Annotated in this window: 16 protein-coding genes and 1 tRNA gene; 11 read left to right on the plus strand and 6 right to left on the minus strand. The window is 70.3% G+C overall.

The window, feature by feature from the left end; genetic code table 11:
• Nucleotides 1-91 precede the first annotated feature (91 nt).
• The 4 genes from ACZ5WG_RS13070 to ACZ5WG_RS13085 are packed head-to-tail and all read left to right on the plus strand — an operon-like array spanning nt 92 to nt 5,229.
• A complete protein-coding gene (locus ACZ5WG_RS13070; protein ID WP_468722792.1) occupies nt 92-1,573 on the plus strand; it encodes a pyridoxal phosphate-dependent decarboxylase family protein in 1,482 nt (493 codons plus the stop codon).
• The gene (locus ACZ5WG_RS13075) at nt 1,557-2,867 is read left to right on the plus strand and encodes a lysine N(6)-hydroxylase/L-ornithine N(5)-oxygenase family protein (protein ID WP_468722794.1); all 1,311 of its coding nucleotides are present in this window, start codon (nt 1,557-1,559) and stop codon (nt 2,865-2,867) included. The genes ACZ5WG_RS13070 and ACZ5WG_RS13075 overlap by 17 nt, the downstream gene beginning before the upstream one ends.
• Nucleotides 2,864-3,448 carry a GNAT family N-acetyltransferase gene (locus ACZ5WG_RS13080; RefSeq protein WP_468722795.1) on the plus strand — a complete coding sequence of 195 codons (585 nt, stop codon included), beginning with the start codon at nt 2,864-2,866 and terminating at the stop codon, nt 3,446-3,448. Before ACZ5WG_RS13075 ends, ACZ5WG_RS13080 begins: the two co-directional genes overlap by 4 nt.
• The gene (locus tag ACZ5WG_RS13085; RefSeq protein WP_468722796.1) at nt 3,445-5,229 is read left to right on the plus strand and encodes an IucA/IucC family protein; all 1,785 of its coding nucleotides are present in this window, start codon (nt 3,445-3,447) and stop codon (nt 5,227-5,229) included. The genes ACZ5WG_RS13080 and ACZ5WG_RS13085 overlap by 4 nt, the downstream gene beginning before the upstream one ends.
• A 71-nt stretch (nt 5,230-5,300) precedes the next feature.
• Here ACZ5WG_RS13085 and ACZ5WG_RS13090 read toward each other — a convergent pair whose 3' ends face one another.
• Nucleotides 5,301-6,878: a beta-N-acetylhexosaminidase gene (locus tag ACZ5WG_RS13090; RefSeq protein ID WP_468722798.1), complete on the minus strand. Its 1,578-nt coding sequence runs from the start codon at nt 6,876-6,878 to the stop codon at nt 5,301-5,303.
• 51 nt (nt 6,879-6,929) lie between these two features.
• On the opposite strand from ACZ5WG_RS13090, the gene ACZ5WG_RS13095 reads away from it, so the two are divergent.
• From ACZ5WG_RS13095 to glmS, 3 genes are all read left to right on the plus strand, one after another.
• Complete coding sequence (locus ACZ5WG_RS13095; protein WP_468722800.1) at nt 6,930-7,835, plus strand: DUF4429 domain-containing protein; 906 nt, start codon at nt 6,930-6,932, stop codon at nt 7,833-7,835.
• Between the two features lie 108 nt (nt 7,836-7,943).
• Nucleotides 7,944-8,219: a hypothetical protein gene (locus ACZ5WG_RS13100; RefSeq protein ID WP_030008735.1), complete on the plus strand. Its 276-nt coding sequence runs from the start codon at nt 7,944-7,946 to the stop codon at nt 8,217-8,219.
• Nucleotides 8,220-8,296: 77 nt separating this feature from the next.
• Nucleotides 8,297-10,114, plus strand: a complete 1,818-nt coding sequence (gene glmS / locus ACZ5WG_RS13105) for a glutamine--fructose-6-phosphate transaminase (isomerizing) (protein ID WP_468722802.1) — start codon at nt 8,297-8,299, stop codon at nt 10,112-10,114.
• A gap of 123 nt (nt 10,115-10,237) precedes the next feature.
• Here the strand turns inward: glmS and ACZ5WG_RS13110 are convergent, their stop codons facing one another.
• Nucleotides 10,238-10,807 carry a GPR1/FUN34/YaaH family transporter gene (locus tag ACZ5WG_RS13110; RefSeq protein WP_468722804.1) on the minus strand — a complete coding sequence of 190 codons (570 nt, stop codon included), beginning with the start codon at nt 10,805-10,807 and terminating at the stop codon, nt 10,238-10,240.
• 99 nt (nt 10,808-10,906) lie between these two features.
• Nucleotides 10,907-11,437, minus strand: a complete 531-nt coding sequence (locus ACZ5WG_RS13115) for a universal stress protein (protein ID WP_366101580.1) — start codon at nt 11,435-11,437, stop codon at nt 10,907-10,909.
• A gap of 355 nt (nt 11,438-11,792) precedes the next feature.
• On the opposite strand from ACZ5WG_RS13115, the gene ACZ5WG_RS13120 reads away from it, so the two are divergent.
• The 4 genes from ACZ5WG_RS13120 to ACZ5WG_RS13135 all read left to right on the plus strand — a co-directional run bounded on the left by ACZ5WG_RS13120 (nt 11,793) and on the right by ACZ5WG_RS13135 (nt 14,666).
• Nucleotides 11,793-12,245 (plus strand): hypothetical protein, encoded by a 453-nt coding sequence (locus ACZ5WG_RS13120; protein WP_468722805.1) that lies wholly within the window; start codon nt 11,793-11,795, stop codon nt 12,243-12,245.
• Between the two features lie 374 nt (nt 12,246-12,619).
• Nucleotides 12,620-13,792: a helix-turn-helix domain-containing protein gene (locus ACZ5WG_RS13125; RefSeq protein ID WP_468722806.1), complete on the plus strand. Its 1,173-nt coding sequence runs from the start codon at nt 12,620-12,622 to the stop codon at nt 13,790-13,792.
• 92 nt (nt 13,793-13,884) lie between these two features.
• Entirely contained in the window at nt 13,885-14,487 is a 603-nt protein-coding gene (gene orn / locus ACZ5WG_RS13130) for an oligoribonuclease (RefSeq protein ID WP_468722808.1), read from the plus strand.
• Nucleotides 14,488-14,593: 106 nt separating this feature from the next.
• A tRNA-His gene (locus ACZ5WG_RS13135) sits at nt 14,594-14,666 on the plus strand.
• A gap of 67 nt (nt 14,667-14,733) precedes the next feature.
• On the opposite strand, the gene ACZ5WG_RS13140 is transcribed toward ACZ5WG_RS13135, so the two are convergent.
• The 3 genes from ACZ5WG_RS13140 to ACZ5WG_RS13150 form a co-directional block, all read right to left on the minus strand.
• Nucleotides 14,734-17,268, minus strand: coding sequence for an FG-GAP-like repeat-containing protein (locus ACZ5WG_RS13140; RefSeq protein ID WP_468722810.1), 2,535 nt, complete (start codon nt 17,266-17,268; stop codon nt 14,734-14,736).
• A gap of 105 nt (nt 17,269-17,373) precedes the next feature.
• On the minus strand, nt 17,374-18,501 hold the full coding sequence (locus ACZ5WG_RS13145) for an FG-GAP-like repeat-containing protein (protein ID WP_468722812.1): 1,128 nt from the start codon (nt 18,499-18,501) through the stop codon (nt 17,374-17,376).
• A gap of 189 nt (nt 18,502-18,690) precedes the next feature.
• Nucleotides 18,691-20,160, minus strand: coding sequence for a C40 family peptidase (locus ACZ5WG_RS13150; RefSeq protein ID WP_468722814.1), 1,470 nt, complete (start codon nt 20,158-20,160; stop codon nt 18,691-18,693).
• Between the last annotated feature and the right edge of the window lie 37 nt (nt 20,161-20,197).

A 20,197-nucleotide genomic window follows, 5' to 3' on the forward strand; every position in this document is an offset into this window, starting at 1 on the left:
GGCCCATCACTATTTGGCCTGAAGGTTAGGTTAGGCTAACCTAAGAATCACCTTCCCCACCCGCTTCTTTTCCCTGCCCGGAGGAACGTTGATGCGCTCGCATCTGCTGAATGAGACGACCGCGGACCTGTACCGGCGTGCCGTCACGGAAGGCGTCGAGCGCGTCGCTGCCAAACTCGCGACCACCGAGCGGCCGCACACCGGCATATCCGTCGACGAACTCGCCCCGGTCATCAACCGGATCGACCTGGACCGGCCCCTCGAAGACCCGGCCGCCGTCCTCGACGAGCTGGAAGAGGTCTACCTGCGCGACGCGGTGTACTTCCACCACCCGCGCTACCTGGGCCACCTCAACTGCCCGGTCGTCATCCCCGCCGTCCTCGGCGAGGCCGTCCTCTCGGCCGTCAACTCCTCCCTCGACACCTGGGACCAGTCCATCGGCGGCACGCTCATCGAGCGCCGCCTGATCGACTGGACCGCGCAGCGCATCGGCCTCGGCCCGGACGCGGACGGCATCTTCACCTCCGGCGGCAGCCAGTCCAACTTCCACGCGCTGCTGCTGGCCCGCGACGAGGCCTGCCGCAAGGTCATGCAGAGCGGCGAGCGGGCGCTCCCGAAGTCCGAGGTCCTGCCCAAGCTGCGCATCTTCACCTCCGAGGCCAGCCACTTCAGCGTCAAGAAGTCGGCCGCCATGCTCGGGCTAGGCTACGAGGCCGTCATCGCCGTCCCGGTCGACCGCAACCGCCGCATGGACACCTCCGTGCTCGCCCTCGAGCTGGAGAGCTGCGCCCGCGAGGGCCTGTTCCCGATGGCCGTCGTCGCCACTGCCGGAACCACCGACTTCGGGTCCATCGACCCGCTCCCCGAGATCGCCCGCCTGGCCGCCGAGCACTCAGCGTGGATGCACGTGGACGCCGCGTACGGCTGCGGACTGCTGATCTCCCCCACCCGCCGGCACCTGCTCGACGGCATCGAACTGGCCGACTCGGTCACGGTCGACTACCACAAGTCGTTCTTCCAGCCGGTGAGTTCCAGCGCGATGCTGGTCCGCGACCGCGACACCCTCAAGCACGCCACGTACCACGCGGACTACCTCAACCCCCGCCGCATGGCGGAGGAGAGGATCCCGAACCAGGTCGACAAGTCCATCCAGACCACGCGCCGCTTCGACGCGCTCAAGCTCTGGATGACCCTGCGCACCATGGGCGCCGACGGTCTCGGCTCGCTCTTCGACGAGGTCATCGACCTGGCCGCGGCCGGCTGGGACGTCATCGACGCCGACCCGCGCTTCGAGGTCGTCGTCAAGCCCCAGATCTCCACCCTGGTCTTCCGCTACGTGCCCGCGGGTGACGTCCGCAAGGACTTCGTCGACGAGGCCAACCTGCACGCCCGCAAGGCGCTGTTCGCCTCCGGCGAGGCGGTCGTCGCCGGCACCAAGGTGGACGGCGACCAGTACCTGAAGTTCACCCTCCTCAACCCGCAGACCACGACGGCCGACATCGCTGCCGTCCTCGACCTCCTCGCGTCCCACGCCGAGCAGTACCTGGGAGAATCCCTTGTCCACGCCTCGTGAGCCCCGCCAGCCGTTCGATTTCATCGGTATCGGCCTCGGTCCCTTCAACCTGGGACTCGCCTGCCTGACCGCTCCGATCGACGAGCTCGACGGCCTCTTCATCGAGACGAAGCCGCACTTCGAGTGGCACGCCGGGATGTTCCTTGACGGTGCGCACCTGCAGACGCCGTTCATGTCGGACCTGGTCACCCTGGCCGACCCGACCTCGCCCTTCTCCTTCCTGAACTACCTGAAGGACAAGGACCGGCTGTACTCGTTCTACATCCGGGAGAACTTCTACCCGCTGCGGACCGAGTACAACGACTACTGCCGCTGGGCCGCCGACCGCCTCGACAACGTGCGGTACTCCACCTCCGTCACGCAGGTCACGTACGACGAGCAGGCCGGCCTGTACGAGGTCCACACCGACCGCGGCGAGACCCACCTGGCCCGCCGCCTGGTCCTGGGCACCGGCACCCCGCCGTTCGTCCCGCAGGCCTGCGCCGGACTCGGCGGCGACTTCACGCACAACTCCGCGTACATGCAGAACAAGGCGGAGCTCCAGCAGAAGAAGTCGATCACGCTGGTCGGCTCCGGCCAGAGCGCGGCGGAGATCTACTACGACCTGCTCTCCGAGATCGACGTGTACGGCTACCAGCTCAACTGGGTGACCCGCTCCCCGCGGTTCTTCCCGCTGGAGTACACGAAGCTGACGCTGGAGATGACCTCCCCGGAGTACGTGGACTACTTCCACGCGCTGCCCGAGGAGACCCGCTACCGGCTCGAGCACCAGCAGAAGAACCTCTTCAAGGGCATCGACGGCGAGCTCATCAACGCCATCTTCGACCTGCTCTACCAGAAGAAGGTCACCTCGCCGGGCCCGGTCCCGACCACCCTGCTGACCAACACCTCGCTGAACTCGGCGGCGTACGACACCACCACGGGCGCGTACACCCTGGGGCTGCGCCAGGAGGAGCAGGAGCGCGACTTCTCCCTCGCCACCGAGGGCCTGATCCTCGCGACGGGCTACAAGTACACGCTCCCGGAGTTCCTGAACCCCGTACGCGAGCGCCTGTCCTTCGACGGCCACGGCCGCCCCGACGCGGCCCGCAACTACAGCATCGACGTGACCGGCCGCGGGGTCTTCCTGCAGAACGGCACGGTCCACAACCACTCCATCACCGCCCCCGACCTGGGCATGGCCGCGTACCGCAACGCGTACATCATCGGAGAGCTCCTCGGCCGCGAGTACTACAAGGTCGAGAAGTCCATCGCGTTCCAGCAGTTCGCCGCTCCGGAAGGCACGCACGCATGAGCACCACCGAAATCCTGTACCACCGCGTCGACGCGGACCTCGGGACCTTCTCCGTGAGGCCCCTGGACCCCTTCGCCGACGCGGAGCTGCTGCACGGCTGGATCACCCACCCGAAGGCCTCGTTCTGGATGATGCAGGACGCCTCGCTCCCGGACGTCGAGCGCGAGTACATGCGGATCGCCGCCCACGAGCACCACCAGGCCTTCATCGGCCTGCACGAGGGCCGCCCGGCCTTCCTGATGGAGACGTACGACCCGAGCGAGCTGGAGCTCGTCGGCCTGTACGACGCCCGGCCCGGCGACGTCGGCATGCACTTCCTCGTCGCCCCGAGCGACACCCCGCTGCACGGCTTCACCCGCGCCGTCATCACCACGGTCATGGCCGCGGTCTTCGCCGACCCGGCCACCGAGCGCGTCGTGGTCGAGCCGGACGTCGCCAACACCGCCGTGCACGCCCTGAACGAGGCCGTCGGCTTCGTACCGGAGCGGCAGGTCACCAAGCCGGAGAAGGAAGCCCTGCTGAGCTTCTGCACCCGCGCGCAGTTCGAGACGGCCACCGGCCTGACGGGAGCCTCCATATGAGCCTCGCCGACGCGATCTCTCACCTCTCCCCCGAACTGTGGGCCCGCGCGAACCGCGCACTGGTCCGCAAGGCCCTGGCGGAGTTCTCGCACGAGCGCCTGCTGGCCCCGAAGCCCCTGGGCGGCTCGGCGTACTCGGTCCTGAGCGACGACGGCACCGTGGAGTACCGCTTCACCGCGGCCCTCCACGCCCTGGACCACTGGGCGGTCGACGAGGCCTCCGTCACCCGTCACCGGGACGGCGCCGAGCTGCCTCTGGACGCGATCGACTTCCACATCGAGCTGAAGGACGCCCTCGGTCTCAGCGCCGAGGTCCTGCCGGTGTACCTGGAGGAGATCTCCTCCACCCTGGCGGGCTGGGGCTTCAAGTACACGAAGCCCGAGGTCCCGGCCGCCGTCCTGGCGAAGTCCTCCTTCCAGGACATCGAGACGGGCATGACCGAGGGCCACCCCTGCTTCGTCGCCAACAACGGCCGGCTCGGCTTCGGCGTGCACGAGTACCTCTCGTACGCCCCGGAGACGGCGAGCCCCGTCCACCTGGTGTGGGTGGCGGCCCGCAAGGACGTCTCGACGTTCACGGCCGGCGCCGGCCTGGACCACGACTCGTTCATGCGCGAGGAGCTGGGCGGGGCCGCCGTCGCGGGGTTCGAGGCCAAGCTGTCCGCCCTGGGCCTGGACCCGGCGGACTACCACTTCCTGCCGGTCCACCCCTGGCAGTGGTGGAACAAGACCACGGTCACCTTCGCGGCCGAGATCGCGAACCGCCGTCTGGTACTGCTCGGCGAGGGCGAGGACGCGTACCTGGCCCAGCAGTCGATCCGTACGTTCTTCAACACCACGACGCCGACGAAGCACTACGTGAAGACCGCCATCTCGGTCCTCAACATGGGCTTCATGCGCGGCCTGTCGGCGGCCTACATGGAGGCCACCCCGGCGATCAACGACTGGCTGCACCAGCTGATCGAGGGCGACGAGGTCCTGCAGTCGGTGGACTTCTCGATCATCCGCGAGCGCGCGGCCATCGGCTACCACCACCGCCAGTACGAGCGCGCCACGGACCGCTACTCGCCGTACCGCAAGATGCTGGCCGCCCTGTGGCGCGAGTCCCCGGTCAACCACCTCCGGGAGGGCGAGCGCCTGGCGACGATGGCCTCGCTGCTGCACGTCGACTCCGAGGGCAAGTCCTTCGTCGGCGCGCTGATCGAGGAATCGGGCCTCACCCCGTCGCAGTGGCTGAAGCCGTACCTGCAGGCCTACCTCCTCCCGCTGCTGCACTGCTTCTACCAGTACGACCTCGCGTACATGCCGCACGGCGAGAACACCATCCTCGTCATCGAGAACGGCGTGGTGAAGCGGGCGGTCTTCAAGGACATCGCCGAGGAGATCGTGGTCATGGACCCCGACGCGGTGCTCCCGCCGGCCGTCGAGCGCGTCAGGGCCGACATCCCGGAGGACATGAAGCTCCTGTCGATCTTCACCGACGTCTTCGACTGCTTCTTCCGCTTCCTGGGCTCGATCCTGGCCACGGAGGGCATCTGCGAGGAGGACACCTTCTGGCGGGCGGTCGCGGAGTGCGGCCACGCCTACCAGGAGTCGATGCCCCAGCTGTCGGAGCGGTTCGAGCGGTACGACCTGTTCGCCGAGGAGTTCCAGCTGTCCTGCCTGAACCGGCTCCAGCTGCGCAACAACAAGCAGATGGTGGACCTCGCCGACCCGGCGGCCGCCCTCCAGCTGATCGGCACCCTCAAGAACCCCGTCGCGCCTTACGCATCGCGGCGGTGATCAAGGGGGGTGCGCTGCCGAATACGGTCCCTCGGCAGCGCACCCGCCCCTCCGGCAGCCCCTCTTCCCGGCTACGGCCAGGGCACGTCCGGGGCGCGGTAGTACGTGATGTCCTGGGCGTCCAGCCTCGGCCCCTGGGCCGCCACGCGCTGCCGGTACTCCGTCCAGTTCCGCGGGCCCGGGCTCCAGCCGAGTTCCGCGAGGCCCAGGACCCGGGGGAAGGCCATGAACTCCAGGTCCGGGCGGGTGGCGATGGTCTCCGTCCAGAGCGGGGCCTCCACGCCCAGGACCGCGGACTCCGGGACGCCCGTCAGGTACGCACCCGGGTTCCAGTCGTAGGCCCTGCGCACCGGGACGAAGCCCGCCCAGGCCAGTCCCGGCTTCGTCGTCAGGTCGTACTTCATGTCCAGGTACAGCCGGTCCGCCGGGGACAGGATCAGCAGGTGGCCCGCCTTCGCGGCCGTGGCCACCGCCGCCTTCTCGGCGGCCGGGGTCCTGTCGTGGCCCCAGTACTGGAGCACCGCCCCCGGCGCCGGGCGGGCCGTCGCCAGCTGGTGCCAGGCCACCACCGTCTTGCCGTGCCGCCCCACCACCTGCTGGGCGCGGTCCATGAACGCCGCGTAGTCCGCCGCCGGCGTCGAGAGCGCCTCGTCGCCACCGATGTGCAGGTAGCGGCCCGGCGTCAGCTCCGCCAGCTCGCCGAGCACCTCGTCGATGAACTCGTACGTCCGCTCCTTGCCGACGCACAGCGAGCTGAAGCCGACCTTGATCCCGGTGTAGCGCTCGCGCGCCTTCCCGTCGCAGTTCAGTTCCGCGTACGAGGCCAGGGCCGCGTTCACGTGCCCGGGCATGTCGATCTCCGGGACCACGTCCACGTACCGCTGCGCCGCGTACGCCACGAGGTCGCGGTACTGGTCCTTCGTCCAGTACCCGCCGGGCCCGCCGCCGACCTCGCTGCCGCCCCCGTACTCCGCCAGCCGCGGCCAGGAGTCGATCGCGATCCGCCAGCCCTGGTCGTCGGTCAGGTGCAGGTGCAGCGTGTTGACCTTGTACTGGGCGAGCTGGTCGACGTACCGCTTGACCTGCTCGGCCGTGAAGTGGTGGCGGGCGATGTCGAGCATGGCGCCCCGGTACGCGAAGCGGGGCGCGTCGGTGATCTCGCCGCCGGGCACCGTGCCCGGGCCGGCCACCGGCAGCAGCTGGCGCAGCGTCTGCCCCGCGTGGAAGAGCCCCGCCGGGGTCCGGGCGGTCAGCGTGACCCCGCTCGGGCCGGACTCCAGCCGGTACCCCTCGGCGCCGACGCCCTCGGCCTGCTCGTCCAGGCGCAGCCGGATCCCGTCGCCGCCGGCCCCGTCGACCACCGGCAGCGGGAGCCCGCTGGGGCCCCGGAGCTGCTGCGCGAGGAGCTCGCCGACCCGGCGGACCTCCTCGCCGCCGCTCGCGCCGGTACGGATGACCGTGCCCGCCCCGACGCCGTACCCGGGGCCTTCGGCGCGTACGGATGCGGGCGCCGGCAGGAGCTGTTCGTAGGGGGCGAGGACGGCGGGGCGCTCGTCCCCGGGTCTGGCGTCGTCGCCGGGGGACGTGGCGCAGGAGGCGGCTGCGCCGAGGAAGAGGAGGGTGCCGAGCGTGCGTCGCAGGACTCTCATAAGGCAGGTATAGGCCAACTGGCCTGCTGTGGCCGGTGCGAGAATCGGTGGATGGCGGAAATCATCCAGAAGGACGGCACATGGACCTTCGACGGGGACGCGGTGCGTATCGTGCCCGGCCGCGACAAGGGGGTGGGGCTGCTGCGCCAGACGCTGGGCGAAGTGGTCGTACCGCTGCGCGCGCTCGCCGGGGTCAGTTACGAACCGGGCCGCAAGACGGGCCGGTTGAGGCTGAAGCTGCGTGACGGCGCCGACCCGCTGCTCCAGGTGACGGGCGGGCGGCTGCCGGAGGCCTCCGACCCGTACCGGCTGACCGTGGAGGCGGACCGGACGGGGGTGGCGGAGTACTTCGTGGACGAGGTCCGCAATGCGCTGCTGCTGGACCAGGTGGACCCCGGCCCGGCGGACGTGTACCTGCTGCCGGGGCCGGCCGTACCGATCACGGTGGCCGCGGGGGACGGGACCGTGGCCTTCGACGGGGACCGGGTGGCGCTGGACTGGAACTGGACGACGGAGGAGGCCAAGAGTTCCGGCGGTCCGCGCGAGTTCCGGGTCGCGGACCTGCGGGTGGTGGAGTGGTCCCCCTCGAAGGGGCTGGACAACGGGTGGATCCGGTTCACGCTGGCGGGCGCCCCGGCGGCTCCGGCGCCCAAGTACGACCCGTACACGGTGGAGCTGTTCGGTTTCAAGAAGGATCCGCTGATGGCGCTGGTCGCGGCGGCCGTGGCGGTGCGGATGCCCCATCCCCGCGGTGCCTCGGCGCCGGCCGAGGCCCCCACGGTCCGGTCCGCGGCGCCGGTGCCGGAGCTCGCGGCCTCGGCCCCCGAGCCGACGGCCCCCGAGGACCACGACGCCCTGCTGCGCCGGCTGCGCGAGCTCGGCGATCTGCATCAGGGGGGCATCCTCACGGCCGAGGAGTTCGCCGCAGCCAAGCAGGCCATTTTGCGCCGTTTCTAACCGCTTCATGAGTGGATTTACGCATTCCGCTGGTCTGGACCAGATGGATCCTGCCCGGTTTCGGGCAGGATCTTTGCGTTCGCGGCCGCAGCCCGTCAGTATCTACGAGTGCTCGACCGCCGCCCGTCTCATGACGATCTTGTCGACCACCTGGTGCGCAGCACCGCGCTGCAGCGCGGCGAGGCCGCCCGGGTGGTGCTCGACGTCCTCGCGTACTTCGACGAGACGACCGAGGAATTCGTGCGCCGCCGCCACCGGGAGCTCCAGTCCGGCGGTGCGGTCAACGCGGAGATCTTCGAACGGATCGCGGCCGAGCTGCCGCACCGCGCCGTGGCGCCACCGGAGCTCTCGCTCCGGCAGCTGCGCCGCATCGTCTACGGCTGAGCGACAGGGCCTGCCGACGGCAGGGCGCGGCGACAACAGCGGCAAGAGCAACCGAACTTCAGGAGGGGCAAGACTTTATGTGCGGAATCGTGGGTTACATCGGCAAGCGTGACGTGGCACCGCTGCTGCTGGAAGGCCTGCAGCGACTGGAGTACCGCGGATACGACTCCGCGGGCATCGTCGTCAACAGCCCGAAGTCCCCCGCTCTGAAGGTGGTCAAGGCCAAGGGTCGCGTCCGCGAGCTGGAGTCCCGGGTACCCAAGCGCTTCACCGGCACCACCGGTATCGCCCACACCCGCTGGGCCACCCACGGCGCGCCGAGCGACATCAACTCGCACCCGCACCTGGACGCCGAGAGCAAGGTCGCGGTCGTCCACAACGGCATCGTCGACAACGCCGACGAGCTCCGCGCCAAGCTGGAGTCCGAGGGCGTCGTCTTCGTCTCGGAGACCGACACCGAGGTGATCGTCCACCTCGTCGCCCGCTCCCAGGCCGACACCCTCGAGGAGAAGGTCCGCGAGGCCGTCAAGGCCCTCGAGGGCACCTACGGCATCGCCGTCATGCACGCCGACTTCGCCGACCGCATCGTCGTGGCCCGCAACGGCTCGCCGGTCGTCCTCGGCATCGGCGAGAAGGAGATGTTCGTCGCCTCGGACGTCGCCGCGCTCGTCGCCCACACCCGCCAGGTCGTCACCCTCGACGACGGCGAGATGGCGACCCTCAAGGCCGACGACTTCCGCACCTACACCACCAGCGGTGCCACCACCACGGCCACGCCGGAGACCGTGGAGTGGGAGGCCGCCTCGTACGACATGGGCGGCCACGACACGTACATGCACAAGGAGATCTCCGAGCAGCCCGACGCGGTCGACCGCGTGCTGCGCGGCCGGATCGACGACCGCTTCAACACCGTGCACCTGGGCGGCCTGAACCTGGACCCGCGCGAGGCGCGCGGCATCCGCCGGGTCAAGATCCTGGGCTGCGGCACCTCGTACCACGCGGGCCTCATCGGCGCCGGCCTCATCGAGAGCCTGGCCCGCATCCCCGCCGACGCCGAGCCGGCCTCCGAGTTCCGCTACCGCAACCCGGTCGTGGACCCCGACACCCTCTACATCGCCGTCTCGCAGTCCGGTGAGACGTACGACGTGCTCGCCGCCGTGCAGGAGCTCAAGCGCAAGGGCGCCCGCGTCCTCGGCGTCGTCAACGTGGTGGGCTCCGCGATCGCCCGCGAGGCCGACGGCGGTGTGTACGTGCACGCCGGTCCCGAGGTCTGCGTCGTCTCCACCAAGTGCTTCACCAACACGGTCGTGGCCTTCGCGCTGCTCGCCGTGCACCTGGGCCGGATCCGGGACCTGTCGGTCACCGACGGCAAGCGGATCATCGAGGGCCTGCGCAAGCTGCCCGCGCAGATCCAGGAGATCCTCGAGGGCGAAGAGGACATCAAGAAGCTCGCGGCCGAGTACGCCGAGGCCAAGTCGATGATGTTCATCGGCCGGGTCCGCGGCTACCCGGTGGCCCTGGAGGCCTCCCTCAAGCTGAAGGAGATCTCCTACATCCACGCCGAGGCCTACCCGGCCTCCGAGCTCAAGCACGGTCCGCTCGCGCTCATCGAGCCGGCGATGCCGACGGTCGCGATCGTCCCGGACGACGACCTGCTGGAGAAGAACCGCGCGGCGCTCGAGGAGATCAAGGCCCGCAGCGGCCGGATCCTCGCGGTCGCCCACCGCGAGCAGGAGAAGGCCGACCACACCATCCTCGTGCCCAAGAACGAGGACGAGCTGGACCCGATCCTGATGGGCATCCCGCTCCAGCTGCTGGCGTACCACACGGCCCTGGCCCTGGGCCGGGACATCGACAAGCCGCGCAACCTGGCGAAGTCGGTCACCGTCGAGTAGTCGCACCGAGCACGCGGAACGGCCCCCGGGGGATCCCCCGGGGGCCGTTCTGCGTGCTTCCGCTTCCGTGCTTCCGCTCCCGTGCTTCCGCTCCCGTACGCCGGCCGCCCCGGCCGGCCGCGCTCAGCCCGCGGCGACCGCGCCGCTGCCGGAGGCCTTGCCCAGTGCGGTGGGCCAGTGGGCCAGCGCCGCGGTGGCGCCGTACCAGAACAGCAGCCCGGAGACCGCGGCCACCCAGCCGGCGGCCTTGGCGAGCCCGCCGCTGTCGGCGAAGGAGCCGACTGCGAGGAGCAGCAGGGAGAGGGTGAGCAGGGCGTACGTGCCCTGACCGAACAGTCCGCCCGAGGCACTGACCGTGAGGGTCAGCGCGAGCAGGGCGAAGAGGACCAGGAACAGTCCGGCGGCGTGTGCCGAAACCTTTCCGTCCGCCCCCGAGGCCCAGGTGAACCAGAAGGCGCCGAGGCCCGCGTACGCCGTGCCGTTGAAGCCGTTGCCGCCGCGGAACTCGAGGATTCCGAGGACGAACAGGGCGAGACCGCCGACGTAGGTCGCGAGTGACACGGAGTTGGCCGCGGACACGCCGCTGACGATGCCCGTGTGGCCGATACCGAATGCGAGAAGGGTGAGACCCAGGGCTATGTTCCCGAGGGTCGAAGTCGAGGCCGTGCTTCCCGCAGAGACACCATTGTCCACGGCGGGCTCCCTTCGATCTGCAGTTGTTTGCTGCGTCCCAGCAGCATTTATCTACCCTTTACATGCGGGTTCACAACCGCACAACCGACGTACAGTGGGTTACGGAATGACAACGACCGGTCGCTGTGCGCGCTTGGCCAGCCGGCCCGCCACCGACCCGAAGATCCGGCCCACGATCCCGTGCGTGGAGCCGACCACGATGGCGTCCGCCGAGTACTCCCGGCCGACCTCCTCCAGCTCGTGGCAGATGTCCCCGCCCCGCTCGACCAGGATCCAGGGCACCTCGGCCAGGTAGTCCGCGCAGGCGAGCTCCAGCCCCAGCACCTCGGTGCGGTGGTCCGGTACGTCCACGAAGACGGGCGGCTCGCAGCCGGCCCACACGGTGGTGGGCAGCCGGTTGGCCACGTGCACGATGATCAGACCGGATCCGGACCTGCGCGCCATCCCGATCGCGTACGCCAGGGCGCGCTCACTGGACGTGGAGCCGTCGAACCCCACCACGACCCCGTGCCGGAAGGCCGGGTCGCAGGGATGACGTGTCTGTTCCGCCGCGCGCAGGTCGCTCGACGCGTGATCGGCGAGGGGTTTGCGCTTGCGGTCCGCGGGTTCGGGGAATTCGTGACCGGCCATGGATGTCTCGGCGAAGGGGTCCTCGGGGGAAGGGACAGGGCGACGGGGCGACATTGGGCGGAAGCGACGATTGAAAAATCGACGACTCAGGGTGACGGAGCTCTGTCCGGGAAGTATCTTCCCAAGCCCATACCCACCAGGGTACGGCGACACTCCTGTCCTGCACAGGGCATGCCGCCCTTGAAGAGCGTCCCAGGGAGCATGCCGGAGCGAGGGCTCCTTGGCAATGGCCGCTGCCCCCTACAGCCAGTGACGAGCGGCAGCGCGCGCCACCCGTGCGCGCAGTGACCGAGCGCAGCCGCGCACCGTTGGACAGGCGTCCGACCGTCCAGGAAGAGCCCGCAGGGAGCACGCCGTGCCCGGCCATCCGGTCCACCCCGTCCAGCCCGCTCAGCCGACCCAGTCCGTCCGCTCCGTCCGGACCGCGCAGCACGCCGGCACCACCCCGCATTTCACCCCCGCCGCCGTTCACCCGTCCGTGCGCCCCGGCAGACGCCCCCATGACGACCCCGCGGGTGACGTGGTGCGCTGGGCCGCCTTCAGCTGCCTGCTCGTCCCCGTGGTCCTCGTCGTCTACGGGACCTCCTTCGGCGGGGCCGCCGTCGCGACCCTCGGGCTGGTCGCCGTCACGGCCGCGTGCCGGGCGATGCTGCGGTACTCGGAGAAGGCGGAGCGGACCTCCCCGGTCCTCGCGGAGGACCGGCTGCCGCCGGGCGGACACCGCCGGCGTTCGCGCGCCGGGGCCGGCTCCGGGGGCCGTGCGCGCCGCGGCTGTCACTCCTCTGGTGGAATCTCCCCTGAGGACTGACTGATTCGCACACCCACACCCGCATGTTTTCAGCCAACTTCCCGGCACAGTGGGGTTCTTGCCGGAATGCCCCATCAACCCCCCTACCACCAGCGACTACACCGCCAAGGGGGCTCCGAGACCCTACGGGTACTGGCCATGGCCGGACGGCGAGCTTCCCACTCCGGTAGCGGAGTGGAACGCTTCCTGATCGAATGCTTTTCGCCAAGTTGCCAAGTCGACATAGCGCTGCGTGCTGAACTTGTCACGCCGACACCACGGGACGCAGTAGATTCGATCATGTATTTACGGCGGGGGATCCACGTGCAAGGCCGAGGGGAAACGTGCAGGTGCGACCAGACCAAGGAGTCGCGACACCCAAGGGGGGCTTAGCCATGAGCCAGGATTCCACCGCCGTCGTCGCGGACGCCGGCAGGAAGCTCGCGGGGCGTCGCCGCAGGGAGATCGTCGCGGTGCTGCTGTTCAGCGGCGGGCCGATCTTCGAGAGCTCCATTCCACTTTCCGTGTTCGGCATCGACCGGCAGGACGCGGGAGTTCCACGCTATCGACTGCTCGTGTGCGCCGGGGAGGACGGTCCTCTGCGGACCACCGGCGGACTCGAGCTCACCGCGCCGTACGGGTTGGAGGCGATCGCCCGGGCAGGCACGGTCGTCGTTCCCGCCTGGCGCTCGATCACTTCACCGCCGCCTCCGGAAGCGCTCGACGCACTGCGTCTGGCGCACGAGGAGGGCGCCCGGATCGTCGGACTGTGCACGGGAGCCTTCGTGCTCGCCGCCGCCGGTCTGCTGGACGGCCGGCCCGCGACGACGCACTGGATGTACGCGCCGACGCTGGCCAAGCGGTACCCGTCCGTCCATGTCGATCCGCGCGAGCTGTTCGTCGACGACGGCGACGTGCTGACGTCCGCGGGCACCGCGGCCGGAATCGACCTGTGCCTGCACATCGTGCGCACGGACCACGGCAGCGAGGCGGCCGGGGCACTGGCCCGCCGGCTCGTCGTCCCGCCGCGCCGCACGGGCGGCCAGGAGCGCTATCTCGACCGGTCGCTGCCGGAGGAGATCGGCGCCGACCCGCTGGCCGAGGTCGTCGCATGGGCGCTGGAGCACCTCCACGAGCAGTTCGACGTGGAGACCCTCGCCGCCCGGGCGTACATGAGCCGGCGCACGTTCGACCGGCGCTTCCGCTCGCTGACCGGCAGCGCGCCGCTGCAGTGGCTGATCACCCAGCGGGTGCTCCAGGCACAGCGGCTGCTGGAGACCTCCGACTACTCGGTCGACGAGGTCGCCGGGCGCTGCGGGTTCCGCTCGCCGGTCGCCCTGCGCGGGCACTTCCGGCGGCAGCTGGGGTCCTCCCCGGCCGCCTACCGCTCGGCCTACCGGGCGCGCCGGCCGCAGGCCGACGTGTCCCAGGTGGCCGAGATCCAGGGGAACCCGGTACCGCACCAGCGCACTCCGCAGCCCCAGCGGGCCGCGGCGGCCCTGGCCGCGGCCGGCCCGACGGTGACCGAGCTGTACGCCCCGAGCCGGGCCCTGCGCGAGCACGCGTAGCTCCCGCGACGGGCACTGCCTGACGAAGGTCCCCCTCATCGGTCGTCACCGATGCGGGGGACCTTCCGCGTAATCCGCATAAGCTGGGCCGCATGAACGATCGCATGGTGTGGATCGACTGCGAGATGACCGGGCTCTCGTTGACGGACGACGCACTTATCGAGGTGGCCGCACTGGTCACCGACTCGGAGCTCAACGTGCTCGGCGAAGGCGTGGACCTCGTGATCCGCCCGCCGGACGCGGCCCTGGAGACCATGCCCGACGTGGTGCGCGAGATGCACACCGCCTCCGGACTGCTCGAGGAGCTGGCCGGCGGGATCACCCTTGCGGACGCCGAGGCGCAGGTCCTGGCGTACGTACGGGAACACGTGAAGGAGCCCCGCAAGGCTCCGCTCTGCGGGAACTCGGTCGGCACCGACCGCGGCTTCCTGCTGCGTGACATGCCCGCGCTGGAAAGCCACCTGCACTACCGGATCGTGGACGTGTCCTCGGTCAAGGAGCTGGCCCGCCGCTGGTACCCGCGGGCCTACTTCAACAGTCCGCCGAAGACCGGCAACCACCGGGCGCTCGCGGACATCAAGGAATCCATCGCCGAGCTGCGCTACTACCGGGAGGCGGTCTTCGTGCCGCAGCCCGGGCCCGACTCGGACACCGCCCGGGCCATCGCCGCCAAGCACACCCTGTCCGCCGAATAGGACCCGGCAGGACCCTCCGGAGACGGGTCGGGGAAAAGGGGGGCGCGAGCACCCTCCCGGACCCTGTACCCTTTTCTTCGGCCGGTCGGTTTTCCGACCGGACATGGTGGGTGTAGCTCAGCTGGTAGAGCACCTGGTTGTGGTCCAGGTGGCCGCGGGTTCAAGTCCCGTCACTCACCCTGCGAGAGGGCCCCGGTCCGCGAAAGCGGACCGGGGCCCTCTGCGTTTCCGGGCAGCCCTGACCGGTTACCAGCCGCCGGTCAGGGTCGTGGAGCCGGCGAACGAGGCGTCGCCGCGACCGGCCCAGCTGCGGAGCTCGCCGGTGCTGTCGTCGCGGGCGATCAGGTCGCTCCTGCCGTCGCCGGTGAAGTCGGCCGCCACGGTCTGGGTGAAGTTCCAGCCGCCGGTGACGGTGACCGGGGCGTTGAAGTAGCCGCCGGCGTTGTGGGTCCACATCTTGAGGTTGCCGGAGCCGTCACGGGCGATGATGTCGGCCTGGTGGTCGCCGTTGAAGTCGGCCGCGGCGGTCTGGGTGAAGTTCCATCCGGCGGTCAGGACCACACCGGCGCCGAAGGTGCCGTCGCCGTGGCCGGCCCAGATCTTCAGGTTCCCGGAGGCATCCCGGGCGATCAGGTCGGTCCTGCCGTCGCCGTCGAAGTCGGCGGCCGCGGTCTGCGTGAAGTCCCAGCCGCCCGTCACCGTGGTGCCCGAGCCGAACGTGCCGTCGCCACGGCCGTTCCAGAGCTTCAGGTCGCCGGAGGAATCGCGGGCGATGAGGTCGGCCTTGCCGTCGCCGGTGAAGTCGGCCGCCACGGTCTGGGAGAACGGGCGCCAGCCGCCCGTCACGTCGACGGCGGAGGCGAAGGTGCCGTTGCCGCGCCCGAGCCACATCTTGAGGTTGCCCGTGGAGTCCTGGCGCGCCACGAGGTCCCGGACCCCGTCGCCGTTGAAGTCCGCCGCCGCGGTCTGGGACATGTTCACGCTGGGGCCGTCAGCCCCCCGGAGCAGTGTGTCGGCAAGGACCTTGGTGCCCGCGTCGCCGAAGTGGAGATGGTCGTCGCCGCCCGGCTTGAGCATGCTCGCCAGGAGCTGGGAGGGCATGTCGGGGTCCCGGGTGGCGAGGTCGAAGTCGGTGCGGGCGTCGGCCTCGCTCGTCGTCCTGATGAAGGCGTTGACCTGCTGGCGGGCGTTCTCCTTGGCGTCGCTGTAGGCCGAGTACCCGCCGAATGCAGGGATGGTGGCGACGACCACCCGGATGCCGCGCGCCTTCGCCTGGGCGCAGATGCGGCGGATGGCGTCCTTCACGGACTCCGCGGACGCGCTGTCGTGGGCGAGGTCGTTGATGCCTTCGTAGAGGACGAGCGTACGGACGTTGCTCTGGGCGAAGACGTCGCGGTCCAGCCTGCTCAGTGCGCCGGGTCCCGCGGTGTCCGCGCGGTCGCCCAGCAGACGGTTCGCGCTGATGCCGGCGTTGACGACGCCGGCCGTCTGGGAGGTGCTGTTCAGGGCCGCCGCATAGTGGTCGGGCCAGCGCTGGTTCCTGTCCGGGGTGGAGTGCGCCCCGTCGGTCTGGGAGTCGCCCAGGGCGACGACCGTTCCGATGTTCTCGGCCGCGGCGACGTCGACACCGCTGACCAGGGTCCCGTACGAGAGGGTGCCGGGGAACGCGGTCGCGCCCGTGTCCGCGGTGTGGTCGCCCGCCTGGCGGCCGCTGACGAAGGAGGTCGTCAGGGCGTAGTCGTGCGTGGGGACCACGGTGACCGGGTCGGGGAGGTAGATGCTGACCAGGAGGTTCTTCCCGGCGGTGACGGGGAAGGCGACGGGGTCGCTGTAGATTTCGCCGCCGGCCGGGAGGAGCGTCTCCTGGTCACCTGCGAACGTCAGGGAGACGGGTGCCTGGGCTGCGGCCGCGCCGCCGGCCTGGACCTGGGAGGCCACGGTCACGTGGCCGAGCCGGATCGGCTGCGGCGAGAAGGTGTTGGCGAACCGGATCCGGGCCGTGCCGCCGCTGGTGTGCGGGTTCACGACCATGCGCAGGGTCTGCTGTGCCCAGCCCTGCGGGGCCGGCGGCTGGGCCGAGCCGAAGGCCGTGCCCCAGCTGCCCGCCCAGAACTTTCCGCCCGGCGCGGCGGGTGTGCTACGTACCGCGATGTCGAACACGTGCAGGGCGGCGGCCCCCGGGGCGGCGGCGCTGCCGGTCTTGGGCAGGGTCACCGACGTGACGGTCTTCTTCGGGTCGAGCGGCACGGTGACCGCGTAGAGGCGGGCCGGGGCCGCCTGCTGTCCGGATGCGGTGTTGCGGTGGTCCAGGCTGAGTGCCGCGGTCGCCGTTCCTCCCGCGCTCCAGTCGCCGACCTCCAGGGTCTGCTGCGCCGAAGTGCCGTCGCTGTAGGTCACGGTGACGGGGGCGGCGACGGCGCCTGAGGTCGCCGATGCCAGAAATCCGAGGGCGTTGCCGGACCCCCGTACCGCGAGGGTCTGGCCCGTCGCCAGCACGTTGTCCGGCCGGCCGGGGGCGACGTCCGCCCGGGTGTAGGTCGTTCCGTTGAGCGTGACGCGCGTGCCCCGCAGCCAGCCTGCCTTGTCCAGGTCGGTGGCCGACAGGCTGTGCCCCGCGGCGTCGAAGTCGGCCGCGCCGGGTTCGCCCTCCGGGCTGATCGCCGTGTTGTTGAACGCCTCGCGCACCGTGCTGTACGTCGCGGCCTGGGCAGGGGCGGCGGTGGCCGTGACCAGCCCGCCGGCAGCCAGGGAGAGAGCCAGTGGCAGGGCCGTGGTCCGCATCCGGCGGAGTGTGCGTCTCGGAAAGGGCATCGGAGGGTTCCTCGGGTCGGGGACGGCGCTGCCGCCCGGGCGTCGTGGCGCCGGGCGGCAGCGTGGGGCGGAGAGTTACCAGCCGCCGGTGAGCTTGGCGGCGGAGCCGAAGGTGGCGTCGCCGCGGCCGGCCCAGATGTTGAGGTTGCCGGTTGCGGTGTCGCGGCCGATCAGGTCCGCCTTGCCGTTGCCGTCGAAGTCGGCCGCGGTCGTCTGGGTGAAGTCCCAGCCTGCGGTGACGGTGACCGGGGCGTTGAAGTAACCGCCGGCGTTGTGCGTCCACATCTTCAGGTTCCCCGACCCGTCCCGCGCCACGATGTCGGCCTGGTGGTCGCCGTTGAAGTCGGCCGCAGCGGTCTGGGTGAAGTCCCAGCCGGAGCTCAGCTGCGCGCCGGAGCCGAAGGTGCCGTCACCGTGACCGGCCCAGATCTTCAGATTCCCCGAACCGTCACGGGCGATCAGATCCGCCTTCCCGTCACCGTCGAAGTCCGCAGCAGCGGTCTGCGTGAAGTCCCAGCCACCCGTCACCTGGACCGCCGCACCGAACGTGCCGTCACCACGACCGCTCCACCGCTTCAGATTCCCCGAACCGTCACGGGCGACCAGATCCGCCTTCCCGTCACCGTCGAAGTCCGCAGCCACCGTCTGCGTGAAACTCCACCCACCCGTCACCTGGACCGGGGCGTTGAAGTAACCGCCCGCATTGTGCGTCCACATCCTCAGGTTCCCCGACCCGTCCCGCGCCACGATGTCGGCCTGACCGTCACCGTTGAAATCGGCCGCGGACGTCTGGGAGTTGACCGGGGCGGGCAGGCTGTCCTCCGGGTACGGATCGGCGTGGTCCGCTGCGAGACCGGCCGCCGGCCCGCAGTTCGGCCAGGCCCCCTGGCCCTGGACCTTCAGGACCTTCTCGGCTATGAGGATCTGCTGCTTCTTCGTGGCCAGATCGGCCCGGGCAGCGTACGTGGTGCCCCCGAAGGCCTGCCAGGTGGACTGCGTGAACTGCACTCCGCCGTAGAAGCCGTTGCCGGTGTTGATGGCCCAGTTCCCGCCCGACTCGCACTGGGCGACCTTGTCCCAGGTGCTGACGGCGGCGGCCTGGGCGGTGCCGGCCGTGGCGACGAGGCCGAGGACGGTGGTGCAGGTGGCGAGCGCGGCGGCGGATGCCACTGCCATGCGGGAGGAGAACGGTCGGAGCGACATGCTGGAAGTCCCCTTGAGGGCAGATGCGGTGGGATCGGGCTGATGTGCGCACGGGAGCAGCGCGGCTCGCTCGAGGCCGTGAGCGGTGTCACGGCGAAGGGGCTCTGGCTCAGGAGCTGCTCAGGTGCGAGGCGTTTCGGGGCTGCCGCCCGGGTGTCGTGGCGCCGGGCGGCAGCGTGGGGCGGAGAGTTACCAGCCGCCGGTGAGCTTGGCGGCGGAGCCGAAGGTGGCGTCGCCGCGGCCGGCCCAGATGTTGAGGTTGCCGGTGTTGTCGTCCCGGCCGATCAGGTCCGCCTTGCCGTTGCCGTCGAAGTCGGCCGCGGTCGTCTGCGAGAAGTCCCAGCCGCCCGTCACCTGGACCGGGGCGTTGAAGTAGCCGCCGGCGTTGTGCGTCCACATCTTCAGGTTCCCGGAGCCGTCACGGGCGATGATGTCGGCCTGGTGGTCGCCGTTGAAGTCGGCCGCAGCGGTCTGGGTGAAGTCCCAGCCGGAGCTCAGCTGCGCGCCGGAGCCGAAGGTGCCGTCACCGTGACCGGCCCAGATCTTCAGATTCCCCGAACCGTCACGGGCGATCAGATCCGCCTTCCCGTCACCGTCGAAGTCCGCAGCAGCGGTCTGCGTGAAGTCCCAGCCACCCGTCACCTGGACCGCCGCACCGAACGTGCCGTCACCACGACCGCTCCACCGCTTCAGATTCCCCGAACCGTCACGGGCGATCAGATCCGCCTTCCCGTCACCGTCGAAGTCCGCAGCCACCGTCTGCGTGAAACTCCACCCACCCGTCACCTGGACCGGGGCGTTGAAGTAACCGCCCGCATTGTGCGTCCACATCCTCAGGTTCCCCGACCCGTCCCGCGCCACGATGTCGGCCTGACCGTCACCGTTGAAATCGGCCGCGGACGTCTGGGAGTTGTTCAGCTGCACGTCCTCGACGATCTTGTCGTAGCGGCGGGGGCTGAAGGTGCCGTGCCCGGAGAAGTACGGGTAGGGGATCTCGCGGTGGACCGCACCCACGCTGCCCGCCTGCTCGTACGCGTCGTACCGGGTGTGCTCGGCGTTGGCCCAGCCGTTGAAGATGACCACATGGCCGCTGGCACCCGGGTCCGGGTTGAGCATGATGTCGCCCGGCTTGAGGGAGTCCTTGCTGATGGAGGACGTGAAGTCCAGCAGGGTGCCCGTCGTCTCCCCGTAGTTGTTGGCCGAGGAGGAGGCGAGGTGCCAGGCCATGGAGACGAAGCCGGAGCAGTCGGTGCGGTAGCGGCCGTTCGCGTCGGTGCGATAGCTGGTCATGCTGTAGGGGACACCCGCGTCCACCCAGGTCTTGGCCCGCGCTATGACCTCGCTCCGGCTGATCTGGCCGCCCACGCTCGAGTCGGCGGCGGTCTGTGCCTGCGGGGCCAGGAACAGCCGGCCGGTCTTGGCGGTCTTGGCCGCCTTGGCGGCGGCCGCGTCCAGCTCGGCCTTGGTGGCGGTGGTCGGGTTGGGCACCGTCGGGGTGAACGGCGTGATCGTGCCGGTGTCGGCCTGAGCCGACTGCACACCGGCCGGCGCCGCGGGAACGTCTGCGGCCTGCGCCGGGACCGTGGTGGTCAGGACGACGGAGGCGAGGCCCGCGGCGAGCAGAGCGGCGGCGGACGAACGGCGCAGGGAGCGAGACATCGAAGAACTCCAGTGAGGTTGGTGAATCGAAGAAGGC

The sequence above is a fragment of the Streptomyces sp. NPDC032745 genome (assembly GCF_055579465.1).